Origin of the sequence: Stutzerimonas stutzeri (genome assembly GCF_024448895.1) — a bacterium.
GTDB lineage: Bacteria > Pseudomonadota > Gammaproteobacteria > Pseudomonadales > Pseudomonadaceae > Stutzerimonas > Stutzerimonas stutzeri_Q.
Genome location: NZ_JAMOIC010000006.1, coordinates 185,548 through 204,351, shown reverse-complemented (window position 1 = coordinate 204,351; position 18,804 = coordinate 185,548). Strand labels below are relative to the sequence as shown.

Below are 18,804 nucleotides of genomic sequence, written 5' to 3'. Positions count from 1 at the left end.
CCACGAAGGGTTATAGCTGCTGAGGGAGTAATGGCCAAACACGTCAGTCGATTTCGTATCGGTAAGGCAGGTCCGGGCCGCGTCGCGAACAGGTGATCGCCGCGGCTGCGATAGCGAACCTGAGCATTTGCTCCAGCTGGGCGGGGCTGACCGCGGCAAGCGCTTGTGGCGTGTCCAGCTCGTGCTCGTGCAGGTAGGTCAGAAGCGCTGCCTGAAAGGTGTCGCCAGCGCCAACGGTGTCGCGGACCGTCACCGCCTGTGCCGTGGCATGGAGCTGCCCGTGTTGCCTGCTGAACAGTTGCGCGCCCTGGCTGCCGCGGGTCAGAACGACGATCTCTGCTTGCTCTGCAAGCCAGCGTTTTGCGACGCCTTCCGGTGCTATGCCTGGATACAGGAGGGCGAGGTCCTCGTCGCTGACCTTGATGACATGAGCCTGTGCTGCAAAGGTTTCAACTCGGTCTCGCCAGCGTTGCAGATCGGGCTCGACATTGAGGCGAATGTTTGGATCCAACGAAATAATGCGCCGTGATTGTTCGTTCTGCAGGAGCGAGAGCAGGGTGTCAGCAATTGGCTGCGTTACCAGCGAGTAGGAACCAAAGTGAATGCCTCGAACGGAATCGCCCAGCGGGCGAAGGTGCGATTGCTCCAGCAGCCTGTCCGCGCAGCCCTTGCCTCGAAAGCTGTAGACGGGCGCGCCATCTGCCCCCAGCGCAACCATCGCCAACGTTGTAGGTGCGTCGAAATCGACCAGATGGCTGGAGTCGACGCCTTCACCCTCCAGCACCTGTCGCAGGCGCTGGCCAAGAGGGTCGGTTGAAATACCGGCTAGCAGCGCCACCGGTGCACCGAGTCGCGCCAGCCCGACGGCGACATTGAATGGCGATCCGCCCGCAACCGCTTCCAGATCGAGACGGTTGCTGCGAGTGTCCGAAGGGGCCGTGAATACATCGAAAAGCGCTTCGCCACAGACGAGGTACATGAGCTATTCCTGCCGTTTGACATCACCCGAGCTTAGTCGGGCGGCAGGTGCCAAGACAGTACACCTTGGGCTAGTCTCCGATACGATTTTGCACAGCACTCAATACAGCCACACTTCAACCCGCCGGTTCTTGATACGACCTGCTGGGCTGTTAGAAGCCACTGGAAGATCACCACCCAAGCCATTGATTTCACGAACAAGTATTCCTCCCTTGGCAAGTTCACGGCGGACGGCCATTGCACGTAGCTTGGACAGCAGAGCCGTCCGGGCGACGTCATTTCCAGCATCGCCAAAGCCGACAAGGACGGCGGCATTCATGCGTTTGTCGTGTGCGTTCAGGTATTCGATAAGACGGGCTACGTCTCGTTGGGCTTTGTTGTCCAGTTGCGCGCTGCCTTCTTCAAAGCGGAAGTTGACCGTTAGCCGCTGCGCCTCACTGGCGAGCCGCTGGTAGGGCTCAGGTGTGCTGCTCTGAACGGGAAGGGTGATCGGAGAGATGGCCTGCGCCACATAGCCGGATTCCTCGACGATGGCTTGCCCGTCTGCGCTATGCACGAAGGTCAGAAAGTCGCGCGTCCACTGCGACTGGCCATTCGGGTTGGCATACAGGAACAGTCGCCGTGACAGGGGATAGTCTTCCGTCGCGACCAGAGCAGTGCTTGGCGGCATTGGCTGGGAATCGCCATCGGTGATCGAGAGCGGCTTGGATGTACCGACCGAGGCCAGGCCAACGAAACCGATGGCGCCGGGGCGATTGCTGACCGTTTGCGAAAGCAAGTCGTTGGATTCGTAGCGGCTTGCGGTGGCAGCCAGCACTTTGCCCTGGCCGGCCAGCACAAGCTCCTTGAAGGTGTCATAGGTGCCGGATTGATCATCACGAGCGTGCAGCTCCACCGCCCGGTCGTCTCCGCCCAGTTCCCGCCAGTTGGCAATTTCCCCAGCGAACAGGCGCGCAACCTGTTCGACGCTGAGCGCTCCGACCCTGTTGCCGGGGTGGACAATCACCGCCAGTCCGTCGATGGCAATGACCTGTTCTGCGCTAGCACTGCGCAGATTGCCCAGCGCCGCCAGGCTTTCGGCTTCGGCGTGTTTTATCGGGCGCGAGGCGGCGGCGAGATCGGCGGAGCTGTCCTTCAGGCCGGCGAAGCCGGTGCCCGTCCCGTGAGCGGCGACCAAGGCCTGCACGGGCGTGCCCAAGCTGTCGATTGCGGTTATGCGCTGCTCGTTCTCACGTGCGGCCGGTGCTATTCGTACCGAGTGAAAGCCTTTCGACTCGAACAGACCTGCGACCAGCATGGGCGCCAGTTTCGCGCCAACGGTATTGGAACCCTGAATCTTCAGTACGGTGGCGCCCTGCGGTGCGGCTCGTTTAACGACCTGCGTCGTTGCCCCGTAGGAGGCCGACGCCATTAGAAGCAGGCCTAGCGAAGCCAGACAAAGCGCCCGGATACCCAAACTGCCAGCGGACGCTCGAAAGCCCATTTGTTCAATCTCCCTATCAAAGAAGCAGGAGAGATTAAGAAGGATTGCTTACGGTTTTGTGACAGCCGCGAAGAGCGATGCATCCGTGTGGGCTGCATCGCATCCTGACATCGCGACTCGCAGTTGATGACGAGTATTTCGCGGCATTGCCTACATCTGCTCAGCGCAGCTCGATCCACACCGGGCAATGGTCGGATGGCTTTTCCATTGCTCGAATGTCGTAATCCACACCACAGTCGACAACGCGGTTGTGCAGGCCAGCAGTGGTCAGGATGAGGTCGATGCGCAGTCCGCGGCGCGGCTCGTCTTCGAATCCGCGGCTGCGGTAATCGAACCAGCTGAAGCGATCCACCACCTCTGGGTTTAGAGTCCGAAAGCTATCCTGCAGGCCCCAGCTTTTCAGTCGCGCCAACCATTCACGCTCTTCAGGCAGAAAACTGCATTTGCCAGTGCGCAGCCAGCGCTTGGCATTCACTTCGCCGATGCCGATGTCGCAATCTTCAGGCGAGATATTGAAGTCGCCCATGACCGCCACCGGCTGCTCCGGCGTAAATCGCCCTTCGAGCAATGCCTGCAGGTCAGCATAGAACTTGGTTTTAGCAGGAAATTTGGTCGGATGAATCCGGCTTTCACCCTGTGGGAAGTAGCCATTCATCACTGTCACTTCATGGCCTGCGGCATCGGCAAAACGGCCCCATATGAAGCGCTTCTGTGACTCTTCGCCGTCACCCGGAAAGCCCTTGTGGATCTCGAGCGGTGCCTGCCGTGACAGAAGCGCAACGCCGTAATGGCCCTTCTGTCCGTGGTAATGGACGTGATAGCCGAGGGCCTCAATCTCGTCCTGAGGGAATTGCTCGTCAGAGACTTTGGTTTCCTGAAGCCCGATCACATCGGGTTGGTGCTTTTCGATGATTGCAGAAAGCTGATGAGGTCGTGCGCGTAATCCATTGATATTAAAGGAAACAAGTTTCATCCGGCCGGGCTCCAACAAAAGCGCGATTGTAGTCGGTCTGCATGACCGGGTGCGAGCCGTGGCGCGCCGTCGCTTGGCAAGGCGCGGCAGCGCTGTGAGTGCTAACGTGAGATCAGCCCTGATGCCAATAAGAGAGTTGCAATGCCGAAGCCTGCCGAAGTACGAATGCTGGATAGTGGATACGCCAGAGAAGCCCGCTCGCTGCTCTATAACGCTTATCGACACGAGCCGACCTTCGCCTATCTTTTCGAGTCCGATCGGCCCGGTTACGACCAGCGTGTTCGGGCCACGGTGCGTGAGCTGGTCAATCAACATCTTCTTCAGGATCAGCCCGCGTTGGGCCTCGTCATAGACGACAGACTGATCGGCGCCGCCCTGATCGCACCGCCGCAACGACGCCTCGACATCACCGAAAGCTGGGCATGGCGCATGCGAATGCTGCTGACTGCAGGATTTCGTTGCACACGACGCTATCTGGATTACCACGCCACAGTGCTCGGGTGCTTGCCTCCAGGCAATTTTCACGTCTTGCCGCTGATGGCTATTCACCCACAGTTCCAGGGCCAGCATTACGGCGAGCAGCTACTCGAAGCGCTGCACAATTGGTGCGCGGCTGACTCAGCTTCGGAGGGGCTGGTTATCGATACCGGGAACCCTCGATACCTGAATTTCTACGAGCGGCAGGGCTATCAGGATATTGGTCAAATCGCTATCGGGCCGGTGGTCGAGCATGTTTTTTTCCATCCCGCTCCGAGGGCGGTAGAAGCGAACAGCGGCTGATGCCGAATTTTGCGGAGTCTCGGTAGTCGAAACGCCGGGTGATCGATGAAGTATTCATATGCATTGGGTAAAGCTGTCCCTGCCGCGCAACGCGCGTCTTTTCCGCGCAAAGCGCCGTTGGCTGCCGTGCTAGCATCGCTCGCCATGTCTATCTTCCTCCGCCGCCGTGCCGTTCCGGTCGGACTCGTATTCCTTGTCGCAACCTCGGTTTCTGCTGCAGACCTCGACGTCACGATCCGGCCATCCAACGCTGCGCTGCGCGAAAACGTCGAAAACTACATCGGCGAACTCGGTGACCGTAGCGAGCAGGAGCTGCTGCGCTACAGCCGTATTGCGCAGACCCAGGCGGAAAAGGCTCTTCAGGCGTTGGGCTACTACAACAGCACGATAGAGACGGAGGTCGTCGCTGGCGAAACGCCGCGCCTTCGTGTGCGTATCGAGCCCGGCGAGCCGGTAAGGCTGCGCAATATCACTGTGCGAGTCGATGGCCCGGCAGCGCAGATGCAGGCCTTTCGCGTACCGCGTAACCGGTTGAAGGCCGGCGCGGTCCTCAATCACGGCGATTACGAGAGCGCCAAACAGCAAATCCTCAATCAGGCATCGCGCTACGGCTTCTTCGACGGGCGCTTCGTCAATCAGCGGCTCGCGGTAGACCCTGCCGAGAGCGCCGCAGATGTGGAGCTGGTATTCGAGAGTGGTCCGCGTTACTTGTTGGGTGACGTCAGTTTCGAAGGCGATTCGCCGTTCGACCCCGACCTTCTCGCTCGAATGGTGCCGTTCGAGTCAGGCACGCCATACGATTCGGAACTGATCGCCGACCTTAACCAGGCGATGCAATCGAGCGGTTATTTCGAAGGCGTGCGAGTGGACGCCAATCCCGCCAATGCCGAACAGCAGCGCATCCCGGTTGCGGTGCAACTTGCCACCCGTGACCCGCGCACGCTGGGGTTTGGTCTGGGCTTTTCTACCGATGTCGGTCCGCGGATGCGCTTCGACTTTCGCCGCCACTGGGTCAACCCGCAAGGCCACAGTTACGGGATCGAGACCGAGCTTTCTGCGCCGCGACAGAACGTAGGGCTTTGGTATGACGTACCGCTCGATCCGCCGCTGACCGACAAGATGCGCTACGCCGCGGGCTATCAGTACGAAGAGATCGCCGACAGTGACAGCGTCAGCAAGTTGCTGACGGTTGGGCCCGAGTGGCACCGCAAGTTACCCAGCGGGTGGCAGCGAGTGTGGTCGCTCAAGTGGCGGCACGAACAATACGAGCTGGGTGACGATTCGGGCACTAGTACCTTGCTCATGCCCGGTGTTGCCTACAGTTTTCTACGCAGCGATAACCGCATCGACCCCAGCAAGGGCTATCGGCTTGAGTTCGAACTGGCGGCCGCCAAGTCCGGGTTACTCTCTGACGCCGATCTTGTTCACGCCAATGCCACGCTCAAAGGGCTGACCACGCCAGCGGGGCGGCATCGCTTCCTTGGTCGTGTACAGGTTGGAGGCAACTGGACGGACGAATACACCAACGTACCGCCATCGTTGCGCTACTTTGCCGGTGGCGATCAGAGTGTGCGCGGTTATGACTACCAGAGCCTGTCGCCCACCAATTCCAAAGGTGATCGCATTGGTGGTCGTTACCAGCTGGCCCTGAGCGCCGAGTATCAGTATCAGGTTGCCGAGAAGTGGCGGGTCGCGTCCTTCGTCGACCAGGGCAACGCATTCAATTCACTGGATTTCCCCACGCTAAAGAGCAGCGTGGGGCTGGGCGTGCGCTGGGTCTCGCCAGTGGGACCGATCCGGGTCGATCTGGCTCATCCGCTCGATAGCGAAGGCGGTGTTCGCCTGCATTTCTCCATGGGGCCCGAGCTGTGAGGCGCAGCGTAAAAGTCATCAGTTGGACGCTGGGCGGATTGTTGGCATTGGTCCTGTTGATGGTACTCAGCGTAGGCGCTGTGCTTGGTACGTCCGCCGGTAGCCGTTGGGTGCTCGGCAAGGTTCCCGGGCTTCAGATCGAAGCGTTTGAGGGCCGGCTGGGCGGGCGCTGGCAGGCGCAGCAGCTGATCTGGGAACAGGACGGCACACAAGTAATCGTTGCCGAACCACGCATGGCCTGGTCGCCATCCTGCCTCTTACGGCGGACGCTCTGTATCGAGGAGCTGGTAGCTGGCGATGTTGACGTGACTATCCCGCCAGGCCCTGATGAACCGAGCAGCGAGCCTTTCGATCTGCCTGACGTGAAGTTGCCGCTGGCGTTGCGTATCGAACGATTGCAAGTCGGACAGATGCGAATTAACGATGCCACGCAGTTGCAGAGCCTGCAGCTGCGTGCTGATTGGCGCCGCGATGGGTTGGAGATCGACGTACTGCAGGTGCGCCGTGATGATTTGTCACTGGACTTGACGGGTCGCCTGGAGCCGAGCGGCCAGTGGCCGCTTGAATTGAGTGGCACCACCGCGATTCGCTCGCCGGATGAGCAGCCATGGGCGTTGGCGTTGCGGGCCGCAGGTGAGTTGCGTGAACACCTTATGCTGAATATAGAGAGCCAGGGCTATATCAATGCCAGGCTCAGCGGCCGTGTCCGGCCCCTGGAACAGGAGCTGCCTGCCAATCTGGTGCTGCTAGTGGAAGGGTTCAAGGCCAACCCCGGGCTGCCTGACGCGTTGCGCCTGGACAGACTTGAGTTGTCAGCCGAGGGCGATTTGGATAAGGGCTATCAACTGACCGGCACTGGCAGTCTGCAAGGCGAGGGCGGTGCAGTCGGTATCGTGTTGAACGGGCTGGTCGATGCAGCAGGAGCAGAGCTTGATCAACTCCAGCTCGACGCCGGCAACGATCAGCGCATCACGGTCAAAGGGCAGGTTGGCTGGGAGGAGGCGATACGCGCCGATGCGGAGCTCGCCTGGCGGGATTTCCCGTGGCGGCGACTCTATCCCGACGTCGACGAGCCGCCGGTTGCACTTCGAACGCTCAATGCTCAGCTGCAATACGACGATGGCAACTATCTGGGTAATTTCGACGCCGGGCTTAGTGGGCCGTCCGGTGAATTCACCCTGCGCAGCCCCATCAGCGGTGATCTGGAGGTCGTCCATCTGCCGCAACTTCAATTGCAGGCGGGGCAGGGGCGCGCCGAAGGTAATCTGAGCGTTGGATTCGCTGACGGCGTCGACTGGGACACCTCGCTAAATCTGAGCCAGCTCGATCCGTCTTACTGGGTTGCCGAGCTGCCTGGGCAGCTGCGCGGAACCCTTACCAGCCGCGGCAGCATGCGCGACAAGCTGCAAGCGCAGGCGCAGCTCGACCTCGAGGGCACACTGCGTCGACAACCGCTGCTGCTCAAGCTGGAAGCGAATGGAGAGGATGCGATCTGGGATTTGCCACGCGTGGATCTGCGGCTGGGCGATAACCGCATCCAGGGCAGCGGCCGCTGGGCAGAAGTCCTGCAGGCAAATCTGAATCTGGACATGCCTCGCCTTGCGCAGCTATGGCCGGACCTCGGGGGACGCCTGGCTGGAAAGCTGAATCTTTCAGGCACGCCCACGGACCCACAGGGTGATCTGACGCTAGAAGGCAGCGCGATTGCTTATCAGGACAATCAGGTGGAACGCTTGCAGCTGTCGGCAGACCTTGCGGAAGGCGCGCGCGGTAAGCTGCGACTGAGCGCGGACGGCCTCCGGGCGGGTGAGACCGACATCGGCGAGCTGCGCCTGGATGCCAGCGGCACACTCGAGAATCATGTAGCAGCGCTCGATCTGCAAGGGCCTTTGCTAAATCTTGAGCTGGCCTTGGATGGCGGCTTGCGAGGCGAGGATTGGCGGGGCCGATTCGTGCGAGCCGAGCTGGATGCCAAAGGTCAGCAGTGGGCCCTTCAAAGACCGGCGACGCTCGAGCGGCTTGCTAGCGGACGCATCAACTTCGGCGCGCACTGCTGGGGTTCCGGCCAGGCAACCCTTTGTGCTGAGAATCAGCAGCTGGCGCCTGACCCGCGGCTGCGCTATCGGCTCAGAGACTTCCCGATCCAATCGCTTGCTGAATATCTCCCAGACAACCTGCGTTGGGATGGAGAGATCAATGCCGATCTCGCTGTGGACATCCCAAGTGCAGGCCCGAGCGGAACGGTACGAGTCGATGCCGGGCCGGGCACGCTGCGTATCCGCGACGGTGAGCAATGGCTGGCCTTCCCCTACGCGACGCTGGCGCTGACCAGCGACCTCGCGCCGCAGCAGGTCGACAGTCGTTTGCGCTTCGAGGGCGGCGAACTCGGTGAACTTGACTTACGTTTCCAGATCGATCCCAGCACTGAAGCAAAAGCCATATCGGGGGACTTCAGGCTGAGCAACGTCGACCTGTCGGTTGCCAGGCCTTTCGTGACTCAGGTAGATCGCCTGGAAGGGCAGCTAAATGGCAATGGACGGTTGTCCGGTACGTTGGCCGAACCGCAGATCAATGGCGAGCTGAACCTCAGCGCTGGCGAGATTGCTGGCAGCGAACTGCCCGTTAGTTTCGAGCAGTTGCAGGTCCGCGCGCTTGTAGATGGCGAGCAGCTGCGATTGGACGGAGATTGGCGAAGCGGTGATCAAGGGCTTGGTCAGATAGGCGGTACGGTGGACTGGCGCAACGCGCTGGACCTGGACATCCGGGTCAGCGGTAGCCGCTTGCCGGTGATCGTTGAGCCTTACGCCGAGCTTGAGATAGAGCCGGATCTTCGCCTGCAGTTGGCCGACGACCAGCTCGCCATTGTTGGCAAGGTTGGTGTGCCCCGTGGAGATATCACGGTCAGAGAGCTGCCGCCATCGACGGTTACCGTTTCGAAAGACGTCGTGATCATTGGCGAGGAAGCGGAAGAAGCCAGGGCGCCACTCGCCATGCGCATGGACGTTCGGGTCGAGGTCGGCCAGGACCGTCTGCGTTTTTCAGGGTTCGGCCTGACGGCAGATCTTGCAGGTTACCTGCACATCGGTGACGACCTGGATACCCGCGGCGAGCTGACTCTGAACAATGGTCGGTACCGGGCCTATGGTCAGCGCCTGACCATTCGCAAAGCCCAACTGCTGTTTACCGGGGTGCTTTCCCAGCCGTTTCTCGATATCGAAGCGGTTCGCCGGATAGAAGCAGACAACGTCATTGCCGGTCTGCGCATCACCGGCAGCGCGGAACAGCCGCGGGTTGACGTGTTTTCGGAGCCGGCCATGAGTCAGGAGCAGGCACTGTCCTATCTGGTCCTGGGCCGGCCGCTGGGGGCGGACTCCGGCGACAACAATATGCTTGCCCAAGCCGCATTGGGTCTTGGGCTTGCTGGCAGCGCGTCGGTTACCGGCAATGTGGCGCAACGGCTTGGCATCCAGGACTTCCAGCTTGATACGGAGGGCAGCGGTACCGATACGAGCGTCGTTGCCAGCGGCCGGCTGACAGAGCGCCTGACTCTTCGCTATGGGGTCGGCGTGTTTGAGCCTGCCAATACGGTTGCGCTGAGGTATCAGCTGACCAAGCGGATCTTCCTCGAAGCAGCCAGTGGGCTGGCCAGCTCGCTCGATATTTTCTATCGGCGAAATTTCTGATGATCAGGCCATCAGTTAACGCTTTGACCACGCTCTGGAAAATTTCCATATCACCCTGGCGGGCTGGCGCCGGTCGGCTACGCTGAGCAGCTTACGTAACCGGCAACTCGTTAAGGCACCAACTGCTGACTGGCAAGTCGTTTTTCGGCTTTGGCGGTGTGTCGAATTTGATGTCTGCAGGGCTGGCGCCAAGCATGCAAGGTGGTGGTAGGATCGCCCGGTCGCTCCTTGCAAAGCGGTCTTTGCATGGCTCTAGCATGGGTCTTGCAGGTTGCCGGTAGTGCCCGTCACAGTGAAGTTCTGGGTATTACTGGGTCGTCGTCAGAAGCAAGCGGGTTCAGTGCAGTACCAGTCTGATCTGCGCGGAAGGCGTGCGACCCGCACGGACAAGGATGTCTAACATAATGAATAAGGGTGCCTTGAATGGAATTCCTGCAAAACCTGGTAAATAGCGTCAACGGTCTCGTCTGGGGCCCTCCAATGCTGGTGCTGATTCTCGGTACCGGCCTTTTCCTGATGGTCATGCTCAAGTTCATGCCGCTGGTGCGTATCGGCACCGGTTTCGCACTGATTTGGCGCGGTCGCACCAAGGGTGACGAGGCAACGGGAGAAATCAGTCCGTTCCAGGCATTGATGACCTGCCTGGCTGCAACAGTAGGTACCGGTAATATTGCCGGTGTTGCCACCGCGATCTTCCTTGGCGGTCCCGGTGCGCTGTTCTGGATGTGGTGTACGGCGCTGGTCGGCATGGCCACGAAGTATTGCGAGGTCGTCCTGGCGGTTCATTACCGCGAGAAAGACGATCGCGGGGAGCATGTGGGCGGCCCGATGTATGCCATCAAGAACGGCCTGCACAAGCGCTGGCTGTGGCTTGGCGGTGCATTCGCGATCTTCGGCGGTTTCGCAGGATTCGGCATCGGCAATATGGTTCAGGTCAACAGTATGGCCCTTGCCCTGCAGGCTACCTTTTCGGTTCCGCTCTGGCTCACCGGCATCGTCAGCATGGTGTTCGTCGGGCTTGTCATCCTTGGCGGCATCAAGCGCATCGGCAAGGTAGCCGCGGCACTGGTTCCGTTCATGTGCGTGGCTTACATCATCGCGGGCATTGTGGTGCTGGTGGTGAATGCATCGGAAATCCCCGCGGCCTTCGATCTGATCTTCACCCATGCCTTTACACCGATCGCAGCCACAGGCGGCTTTGCCGGCGCAGCGGTCATGGCAGCGATACGCTTCGGTGTCGCGCGCGGCATATTCTCCAACGAGGCGGGCCTTGGTACCGCGGGTATCGCTCAGGCGGCCGGTACGACTCAAAGCTCCGTTCGCTCGGGTCTGATCGGGATGATGGGTACATTCATCGATACCATCATCATCTGCTCAATTACCGGACTAGCGATCATCTGTTCCGGCGTATGGACCAGTGGGGAGAGCGGGGCGGCTCTGTCGGCCGCGGCCTTCGAGCAAGCCATGCCGGGAATTGGTGGCGCGCTCCTGACCATCGCGCTGGTGGTCTTCGCGTTCACCACCATTCTTGGCTGGAGCTACTTCGGCGAGAAGTGCTGGGAGTTCATGGTCGGCACCAAGGCCATCTGGCCATTCCGTATTATCTGGGTGCTGGCTGTGCCGTTTGGCGCCATTGCGCAGCTCGATTTCGCGTGGCTGCTAGCCGATACGCTCAACGGGCTGATGGCGATTCCGAACCTCATCTCGCTATTACTGTTGAGTCCGGTGGTGGTGAAGTTGACCAAAGAATATTTCGCACGCAAGCAAGTCGCATAAGCAACAGGGCCGCGAGCTTTTCTCGCGGCCCTCTGATTCATAGGAGTTCGCATGACTGAAGTTACGTTGAAGGGCAGCCCTATCAAGGTCGCCGGCAACTTTCCGCGGCCTGGAGAAAAAGCCAAGCCGTTCACCCTCGTTGGCGGCGACCTGGCCGACGTTTCGCTGAGCAGTTATGCCGGCAAGCGCAAGATCTTGAACATTTTCCCCAGTATCGACACGCCGACTTGCGCAACGTCGGTTCGCAAGTTCAACGCTCAGGCAAACGACCTGGCCAATACCGTTGTGCTATGCGTATCGGCTGACCTGCCGTTTGCGCAGAAGCGCTTCTGCGGAGCAGAGGGTCTGGAGAACGTGATCAACTTGTCGACCATGCGCGGCCGGGAGTTTCTGGACGATTATGGCGTGCTGATCGCAACCGGACCGCTTGCAGGTGTGTCCGCTCGCGCCGTCGTGGTTTTGGACGAGCAGGATCAGGTGCTCCATAGCGAGCTGGTAGCCGAGATAGGTTCCGAGCCTGATTACGACAGTGCTCTTTCGACCCTTAAATAGAGCCGTTATAGGAAGCGGTGCAATGCCGCTTCCTGCATCACTGCATCCTTGACGGCGGAGTTCGCGGTCGCTCGCTGCTCTTCGCACAAACTTTCAATTGGCAGTTATTTCCAGCAGGCACTTAGCTATTGGCTATCTATTGCCCGCCGAATAGTCGACTGCGTCCGGTTAGATGGCTTAATGCCAGACTTTTTCGCTTTCCTGCTAAATCTTTTCCTGTCGTGGCGGTCAGAGCACTCGTTGCCCATTGAATGGATTCGTTTATGTCTACCTTGCATGCCAAGAAGAAGATCGGTGTATCCGGCACTGGAATGATCGCGCGTTGCTTCATTCGGTTGATCCAAGGCCACTATCCGGACATGGAAATAAGTCACGTCCTGACTCGTCGCCCACTCAATTCCTTCAGCGATTTTCCTCTGGCGGATCGACTCACGAACTCCATCGATCAACTGGTCGCTGATGCTGATGTGATCGTCGAATGCAGCGGGGACGTTTTCCACGGGACCGATGTGATAGAGCGAGCCTTCGAGGCTGGTTTGCAGGTCGTCACCGTTAACGCCGAATTGCAGGTCACCACCGGATCCTATCTGGCTGGAAAAGGATTTATCACCGAGGCCGAGGGCGATCAGCCCGGATCCCTGGCAGCGCTGCATGAAGAAGCGTTGATGATGGGTTTCAAGCCACTGGTTTACGGCAACATGAAAGGTTATCTGAATCATGATCCTTCGCCCGCGGACATGGCTTATTGGGCGAAGCGTCAGGGCATCAGTGTTGATCAAACCACGTCGTTCACCGATGGCACCAAGGTGCAGATCGAGCAGGTCATCGTCGGGAATGGCCTGGGTGCGAGCATTACTCAGCAGGGCCTTCAAGGGTTGGCGTCTACCAACTTGACCGAAACAGGCAACCTGCTCGGAATGATGGCGGACAGGCTGGGCCAGCCGTTCGTGGATTACGTGATACCTGCTGGCTACCCTGCAGGCGGTGTATTCCTCGTCTGTCGTCATGACGATGATCAGCGCGCGGCCATCGAGTACTTCAAGCTTGGCCCCGGCCCTTATTACACGCTGGTTCGGCCATTCCACCTTTGCTCCCTTGAAGTCGGCAAGACTGTGCGCCGAGTGCTCGGTGGTGGAGGCGTGCTCTTGAACAACTCCACAGCTCCTACTCTAGGTGTGGGTGCCATCGCAAAGCGGGCCATGCGCGCAGGGGAGCTGATCGAGCGCGGGATAGGCGGTTTCCAGTTCCGTGGCGAAGCGCTCAAGCTTGATCAACACCTGAATCATGTTCCGATCGGCCTGTTGAGGAAGACTGCGCTAAAGAGAGCGGTCGAGCCTGGTCAACTAATTACGTTTGACGATATCGACATTCTTCCGAGCCGCGCGCTGGATATCGTCATGCAACAACGCGCAGAACGTGCGGCGAAAGTGGCGTCGACTCCCGGGGTCGGCTATGAGTCCGTCGGGCTGGCGGCCATCGGTAGCTGAACGGTTTGACGTCATCGGATGGCTGTTGATTCAAGGCCCGTGGCAGGCGAACTCCATACGGGATCGTCTGCCACACTCATCAGGCTCAGTTGACAGCTCAACTGTGTTCGCGATATTGGAACCCCTACACGGCGTATCCCAGAACTCGTGGCAACCAAAGCGCGATCTCTGGGAATACGGCGACGAGCACCAGCGCGCTCCCCATCACCACCACGAATAGCAGTGCCCAGCCCACCGTCTGTTCCAGGCGGATCTTGGCAACTTCGGCGGTGACCATCAGGTTTATCGCCACCGGCGGTGTGAACTGGCCGATTGCGATGTTCATAGCCAGCAGAATGCCGAACCAGACCGGATTCCATCCAAAATGCTGCATGACAGGAATAAGGATCGGCATCAGGATCAGGTAGATGGAGATCGCATCCAGCAGCATTCCGGCGAGTAGCACGGCGACCATCACCAATATCAGGAGCACTGCCCCGTTGTCAGAGAGGGAAATCAGCCATTCGGCCAAATGACGGAAGGTTCCCAGCATCGTGCCAGCCCAGGCAAAGATCCCGGCCAATGCAATGATCAGCATGACCACGCCGGAAATTACTGCTGCCTCGCCGCAAAGCCTCCAGAGGTTGCGCCAGTCCAGTTCACGGGTCACGAACAGCCCGATGACTACACCGTAGGTAACGCCAGCTACGGCCGCTTCGGTGGGCGTGAACAGGCCGCTGCGCAGGCCGCCGAGAATTAGAACTGGAGCGAAAAGCGCTGGAAGCGCCTGACGAAAGCTTTCGCTAAGCGGTGGCCGTTCAGCGCCTTCCGGGTTCTCCCAGCCGTAGCGGCGCGCCAGTAGCCAGGCTGGCAGCAGCAGGACCATGCCGGCGATGATGCCTGGGAACAAGCCCGCTGCGAACAAGGCGCGCAGATCGACACCGGGCACGACGATGGAGTAGAGAATCAGCGCAATCGACGGTGGGATAAGGATGGCGGTAGAAGCCGATGCGGCAATAAGGGTCGCCGAGAATGGCTTGGGGTAGCCGGCCTTGGTCATGCTTGGAAGCATCACCATGGCAACCGCTGCGGCATCCGCCGGTCCCGACCCACTCATTCCGCCCATGATCAGGCATACCAGAATCGCGACCATCGCCAAGCCGCCATGTCGCGGCCCTATCAACGCCTGGGCAAAGCGCACCAGCCGCAGTGCGACCCCGGATTTCTCGAATACCAGCCCGGTAAGAATGAAGAGCGGGATGGCGATGAGTGGGTATTTGGCGACTCCGTTGTAGGTATTGGTGCCAAGGGTGGCAAGCATGTCCGGTGAAAGCCCCGCAAGAATGCCGACGGCGCCCGAAAGTGCGAGGGAAAAAGCAACCGGTACGCCAATGACCAACAGAGCCAGGAAGCTGGCGAGCATCCAGAAATCAGGGCTCATCTGACAGCCTCCCGCGGAGCCGGTCCACTGTCATTTGCGTCAAACGCACCAACATTAAAAGCGCCAGAAATGGCAGCCAGACCACATACCACCAGTTAGGCAGGCCAAGTCCCGGTGATTCGGATTCCCATTGATATTCTTCAAACGCGAAATGCCCGCCATACCAGAGCACCAGGCCCAGCACCAGAACGCTGGCGAGCCATTGCAACAGGATCAGCGGTGTGCGAAGCCGTGGAAACAGCCTTTCAAGAAACGCTATCCGGATATGCCTGTTGCTGCGCATCGCTACAGAGGCGCCTGCGAAGGTCAGGATGACCAACAGAAAAACGGAAATTTCTTCTGTGAAGGCAAACGAAGCGTTGGTGAAATAGCGAACCACCACATTGGCAAGGCTGATCAGTCCGATGATTACCAGCGCCACGGTGGCCAGTACGCGCTCAAGGCGCGCGTCCTGTCGATTGTTCATGTATGTCCTCGAATCCCGGCGACGTGGCGCCGCCGGGCCACGGTTTACTCTGCGATCGCTGCGCGAGCGGCCTCGAGCAGTTCAGTGCCGATCTTGGATGCCCATTTCTCATGCACCACGCGTGTTGCCTCGACGAATGCCGCGTGCTGTTCATCGTTCAACTCGGTCACCTCCACGCCACGCGAGCGGATGTCCTCCAGGCGCTTTGCCTCAGCGTTCCGCGATAGTTCGATTTCCCATTTACCGGCATCGATGGCTGCCTGGCGGAGGATCTCTCTATCGCCTTCGGGTAGTTCTTTCCAGACACGCTGGTTGACCGCGAAAACCAATGGGTCAGCCATGTAGTGCCAGAGCGTCAGGTACTTCTGGCCGACCTGATCGACGCGCGCTACGTCGAAGACCGATAGCGGGTTTTCCTGGCCGTCGACCGCGCCGGTGGTCAGGGCTGGCTTGGCATCCGCCCAGCTCATCTGAGTCGGGTTTGCGCCCAATGCTGTAAAGGTGTCCTGGAACAGTGGCGAACCCACTACTCGGATTTTGAGGCCGGCCAGATCGGCAGGCATCTTCACCGGCTTGGAGGAATTGGATATCTCGCGAAACCCGTTCTCACCCCATGCCAACGGAACGATTCCACGCTTCTCGATGGCAGCAAATGCCTGCTTACCGGCTTCGCCCTGAGTTATGGCGTCGAGGTCGGCGCTATCAGCCATCAGAAAGGGCAGGGAGAACAGGTTGAGTTCCGGAACCTGCGGCGACCAGTTGATGGTCGACCCGACTGCCATGTCGATCAATCCGGAGCGCATGGCCGAAAACTCTTTGGTCTGGTCGCCTGCGACCAGCTGAGCGTTTGGGTAAACGCGCAGAGTGATTTCTCCTTTCGAGCGCTCCTCTACGAGATCAGCCCATTTCTGCGCTGCTTGACCCCATGGAAAGGCGTCGGAAAGCACGGTGGAAACGGAGTATTCGCGAGCGGCAGCCGAGAATGTTGCAGACAGGGCGGCAGCAGCGGCCAACGCGGTTAGGCAGCGAGTCAGTTTCATGAGGCGTCCTTGTTCGGATTAGTCTTGGTTTTATTGGCGAACGGCCAGGCGATGGTACGCAACGACTGGCGGCGAGGGCGGGTAAGCCATCGGGACGCGCGGGTAGCGCGGAATACGACGCAGCTGGCTGCACCTGGTGGAGGCGGCGAGCGAGGAGGCGTCCAAGGCGCTGAAGACCTTATGGGTGAACAGCGTGTCAGTCGGAAGAGACTGGTCGGCCAACTATCGCAGAAGGCATTGGCGAGCGCTATTGCCGGAGTATTGATCGCTAGATCGATAACGGTCAGGCATCACGCAGCAGGTCATGCGCATTCAGCAGGTTGTAGGCAATCTCCGGGCGTCTCTCCATGGCCCGCCTGATAGCAGCGGGAATGGCTTGGCGGGTTTTTCTGCACAGCCCTGGAAGTTCGGCCAGTTCGATACGGATCCCTCGCATGCTGCGCACTTCGGTCGAGCCCGGCGACACTGCGAGCCGGATGCCCAGCTTTTGATAGAGCTGCAGCTGCATGTGCTCGAGGTCTTCGAGGCTAGCCAGATTTTCCAACCGCTCGATCAAGCGTCCTTCCTCATGCCGCGTCAGGCGAAGAATTCTTAGATCGCTTTCAGCGATATCCGAAAGCTCCGCGCGGCCACAGATACAAGCGGCAGGAGGGCAGGGCTGGCGAATTTGTACCGATGCAGTCATGGAGCTGATCATAGCGAACAGTGCGGGGTAGTTGACATGGCATGCCAAGGCTGTGTTCAAGAATAGTCCAGGTCTTCGGCGTCTTGCCTTTCGTTGGCATCACACAACTAAGAATCGGCGGTGCCAGAGCGAACCGGCCTTAGAGGCAGGGTGACTTCTCTGGTACGAGCCACTAGAATGCTTGCCCATTCTGGGGCCGGAACGCCGGCTTATGTCTGTGCAACGAGGAAAATCCATGCAAGTTTCTGTTGAAAGCACCTCCGCTCTTGAGCGCCGCATGACCATTGGCGTGCCGGTCGAGCGCATCGAGACCGAAGTCAACAAGCGTCTGCAACAGACCGCCAGTCGTGCAAAGATCCCAGGCTTCCGTCCCGGCAAGGTGCCGATGAGCGTAATCCGCCAGCGCTACGAAGCGGCTGCACGCCAGGAAGCGTTGGGCGATCTGATCCAGGCTACCTTCTACGAAGCAGTAGTTGCCGAAAAGCTGAATCCGGCTGGCGCGCCAGCAGTCGAGCCTAAAGTGTTCGAGAAGGGCAAGGACCTCGAATACATTGCCACTTTCGAAGTATTCCCTGAGTTCAAAGTTGCTGGTCTTGACGCCATTGAAGTCGAGCGTCTGGAGGCCGAAGTGGCGGACTCCGACGTAGATAACATGCTCGAAATCCTGCGCAAGCAGAACACTCGTTACGAGAAAGCCGATCGCGCGGCTGAAGACGGCGATCAGCTGAACATCGACTTCGTCGGCAAGATCGACGGTGAGGCCTTTGCAGGTGGCTCGGCACAAGGTACTCAGCTTGTACTTGGCTCCGGCCGCATGATCCCAGGCTTCGAATCGGCCTTGGTTGGTGCAACGGCTGGTGAAGAGCGAGTGATCAACCCGGCTTTCCCCGAGGATTACCAGAACCTCGATCTGGCTGGCAAAACTGCCGAATTTACAGTCACTGTGAACAGCGTTGAAGCTCCTAAGCTGCCAGAGCTGAATGAGGAATTCTTTTCACAATTCGGCGTTCAGGAAGGTGGCCTCGAAGGCTTCCGTGCTGAAGTGAAGAAGAACATGGAGCGAGAACTGCGTCAGGCCATCAAGACCAAGGTCAAGAACCAGGTCATGGAAGGGCTTGTAAGCGCGAATCCGATCGAAGTTCCAAAAGCACTCATCGACAACGAAGTGAACCGTCTGCGAGTTCAGGCCGTTCAGCAGTTCGGTGGCAACATCAAGCCCGATCAACTGCCGGCCGAGCTGTTTGAAGAGCAGGCCAAGCGCCGTGTAGTGCTGGGCCTGATCGTTGCTGAAGTGGTCAAGCAGTACGAGCTGAAGCCTGATGACGCGCGCGTCCGCGAGCTGATCGAAGAAATGGCTTCGGCTTATCAAGAGCCTGAGCAGGTCGTCTCCTGGTACTACAAAAATGACGAGCAATTGAACGAAGTCCGTTCTGTTGTGCTCGAAGAACAAGTTGTAGATACTGTCCTGCAGCAGGCTAAAGTGACCGACAAATCGGTCTCCTACGAAGAAGCAGTGAAGCCTGCGGAAGCTCCGCAAGCTGCCTGAACCTCTTCAATCGTTTAATGCACATTCATAAGCCAGCCTAGTGCTGGCTTATGTATTTGCGGC

14 protein-coding genes are annotated in these 18,804 nt (G+C 59.2%); 7 read left to right on the top strand and 7 right to left on the bottom strand.

Going from position 1 to position 18,804, the window contains the following annotated elements:
* Nucleotides 1-43: 43 nt before the first annotated feature.
* From NA619_RS09730 to xthA, 3 genes are all read right to left on the bottom strand, one after another.
* The gene (locus NA619_RS09730; RefSeq protein ID WP_255961648.1) at nt 44-979 is read right to left on the bottom strand and encodes a carbohydrate kinase family protein; all 936 of its coding nucleotides are present in this window, start codon (nt 977-979) and stop codon (nt 44-46) included.
* Between the two features lie 99 nt (nt 980-1,078).
* Nucleotides 1,079-2,389 carry a substrate-binding domain-containing protein gene (locus NA619_RS09725; protein WP_255961647.1) on the bottom strand — a complete coding sequence of 437 codons (1,311 nt, stop codon included), beginning with the start codon at nt 2,387-2,389 and terminating at the stop codon, nt 1,079-1,081.
* 232 nt (nt 2,390-2,621) lie between these two features.
* Nucleotides 2,622-3,434 carry an exodeoxyribonuclease III gene (xthA, locus tag NA619_RS09720; RefSeq protein ID WP_255961646.1) on the bottom strand — a complete coding sequence of 271 codons (813 nt, stop codon included), beginning with the start codon at nt 3,432-3,434 and terminating at the stop codon, nt 2,622-2,624.
* Nucleotides 3,435-3,575: 141 nt separating this feature from the next.
* Between xthA and NA619_RS09715 the strand changes: the two genes are divergently transcribed.
* From NA619_RS09715 to NA619_RS09690, 6 genes are all read left to right on the top strand, one after another.
* Complete coding sequence (locus NA619_RS09715; protein ID WP_255961645.1) at nt 3,576-4,214, top strand: GNAT family N-acetyltransferase; 639 nt, start codon at nt 3,576-3,578, stop codon at nt 4,212-4,214.
* Nucleotides 4,215-4,358: 144 nt separating this feature from the next.
* Entirely contained in the window at nt 4,359-6,086 is a 1,728-nt protein-coding gene (locus tag NA619_RS09710; protein ID WP_255961644.1) for an autotransporter assembly complex protein TamA, read from the top strand.
* A gap of 59 nt (nt 6,087-6,145) precedes the next feature.
* Nucleotides 6,146-9,769 (top strand): translocation/assembly module TamB domain-containing protein, encoded by a 3,624-nt coding sequence (locus NA619_RS09705; RefSeq protein WP_255961764.1) that lies wholly within the window; start codon nt 6,146-6,148, stop codon nt 9,767-9,769.
* A gap of 423 nt (nt 9,770-10,192) precedes the next feature.
* Entirely contained in the window at nt 10,193-11,545 is a 1,353-nt protein-coding gene (locus tag NA619_RS09700) for an alanine/glycine:cation symporter family protein (protein ID WP_255961643.1), read from the top strand.
* A gap of 51 nt (nt 11,546-11,596) precedes the next feature.
* Nucleotides 11,597-12,097, top strand: a complete 501-nt coding sequence (gene tpx, locus NA619_RS09695) for a thiol peroxidase (protein WP_255961642.1) — start codon at nt 11,597-11,599, stop codon at nt 12,095-12,097.
* Between the two features lie 311 nt (nt 12,098-12,408).
* Nucleotides 12,409-13,584 carry an NAD(P)-dependent oxidoreductase gene (locus tag NA619_RS09690; protein ID WP_255961763.1) on the top strand — a complete coding sequence of 392 codons (1,176 nt, stop codon included), beginning with the start codon at nt 12,409-12,411 and terminating at the stop codon, nt 13,582-13,584.
* Between the two features lie 124 nt (nt 13,585-13,708).
* Here the strand turns inward: NA619_RS09690 and NA619_RS09685 are convergent, their stop codons facing one another.
* From NA619_RS09685 to NA619_RS09670, 4 genes are all read right to left on the bottom strand, one after another.
* Complete coding sequence (locus NA619_RS09685) at nt 13,709-15,004, bottom strand: TRAP transporter large permease (RefSeq protein ID WP_255961641.1); 1,296 nt, start codon at nt 15,002-15,004, stop codon at nt 13,709-13,711.
* Complete coding sequence (locus NA619_RS09680) at nt 14,994-15,470, bottom strand: TRAP transporter small permease (protein ID WP_255961640.1); 477 nt, start codon at nt 15,468-15,470, stop codon at nt 14,994-14,996. Before NA619_RS09680 ends, NA619_RS09685 begins: the two co-directional genes overlap by 11 nt.
* Before the next feature lie 44 nt (nt 15,471-15,514).
* The gene (locus NA619_RS09675; RefSeq protein WP_255961639.1) at nt 15,515-16,510 is read right to left on the bottom strand and encodes a DctP family TRAP transporter solute-binding subunit; all 996 of its coding nucleotides are present in this window, start codon (nt 16,508-16,510) and stop codon (nt 15,515-15,517) included.
* 283 nt (nt 16,511-16,793) lie between these two features.
* Nucleotides 16,794-17,195, bottom strand: coding sequence for a hypothetical protein (locus tag NA619_RS09670; RefSeq protein WP_255961638.1), 402 nt, complete (start codon nt 17,193-17,195; stop codon nt 16,794-16,796).
* Nucleotides 17,196-17,430: 235 nt separating this feature from the next.
* On the opposite strand from NA619_RS09670, the gene tig reads away from it, so the two are divergent.
* On the top strand, nt 17,431-18,741 hold the full coding sequence (gene tig / locus NA619_RS09665; RefSeq protein WP_255961637.1) for a trigger factor: 1,311 nt from the start codon (nt 17,431-17,433) through the stop codon (nt 18,739-18,741).
* The last annotated feature ends 63 nt before the right edge of the window (nt 18,742-18,804 follow it).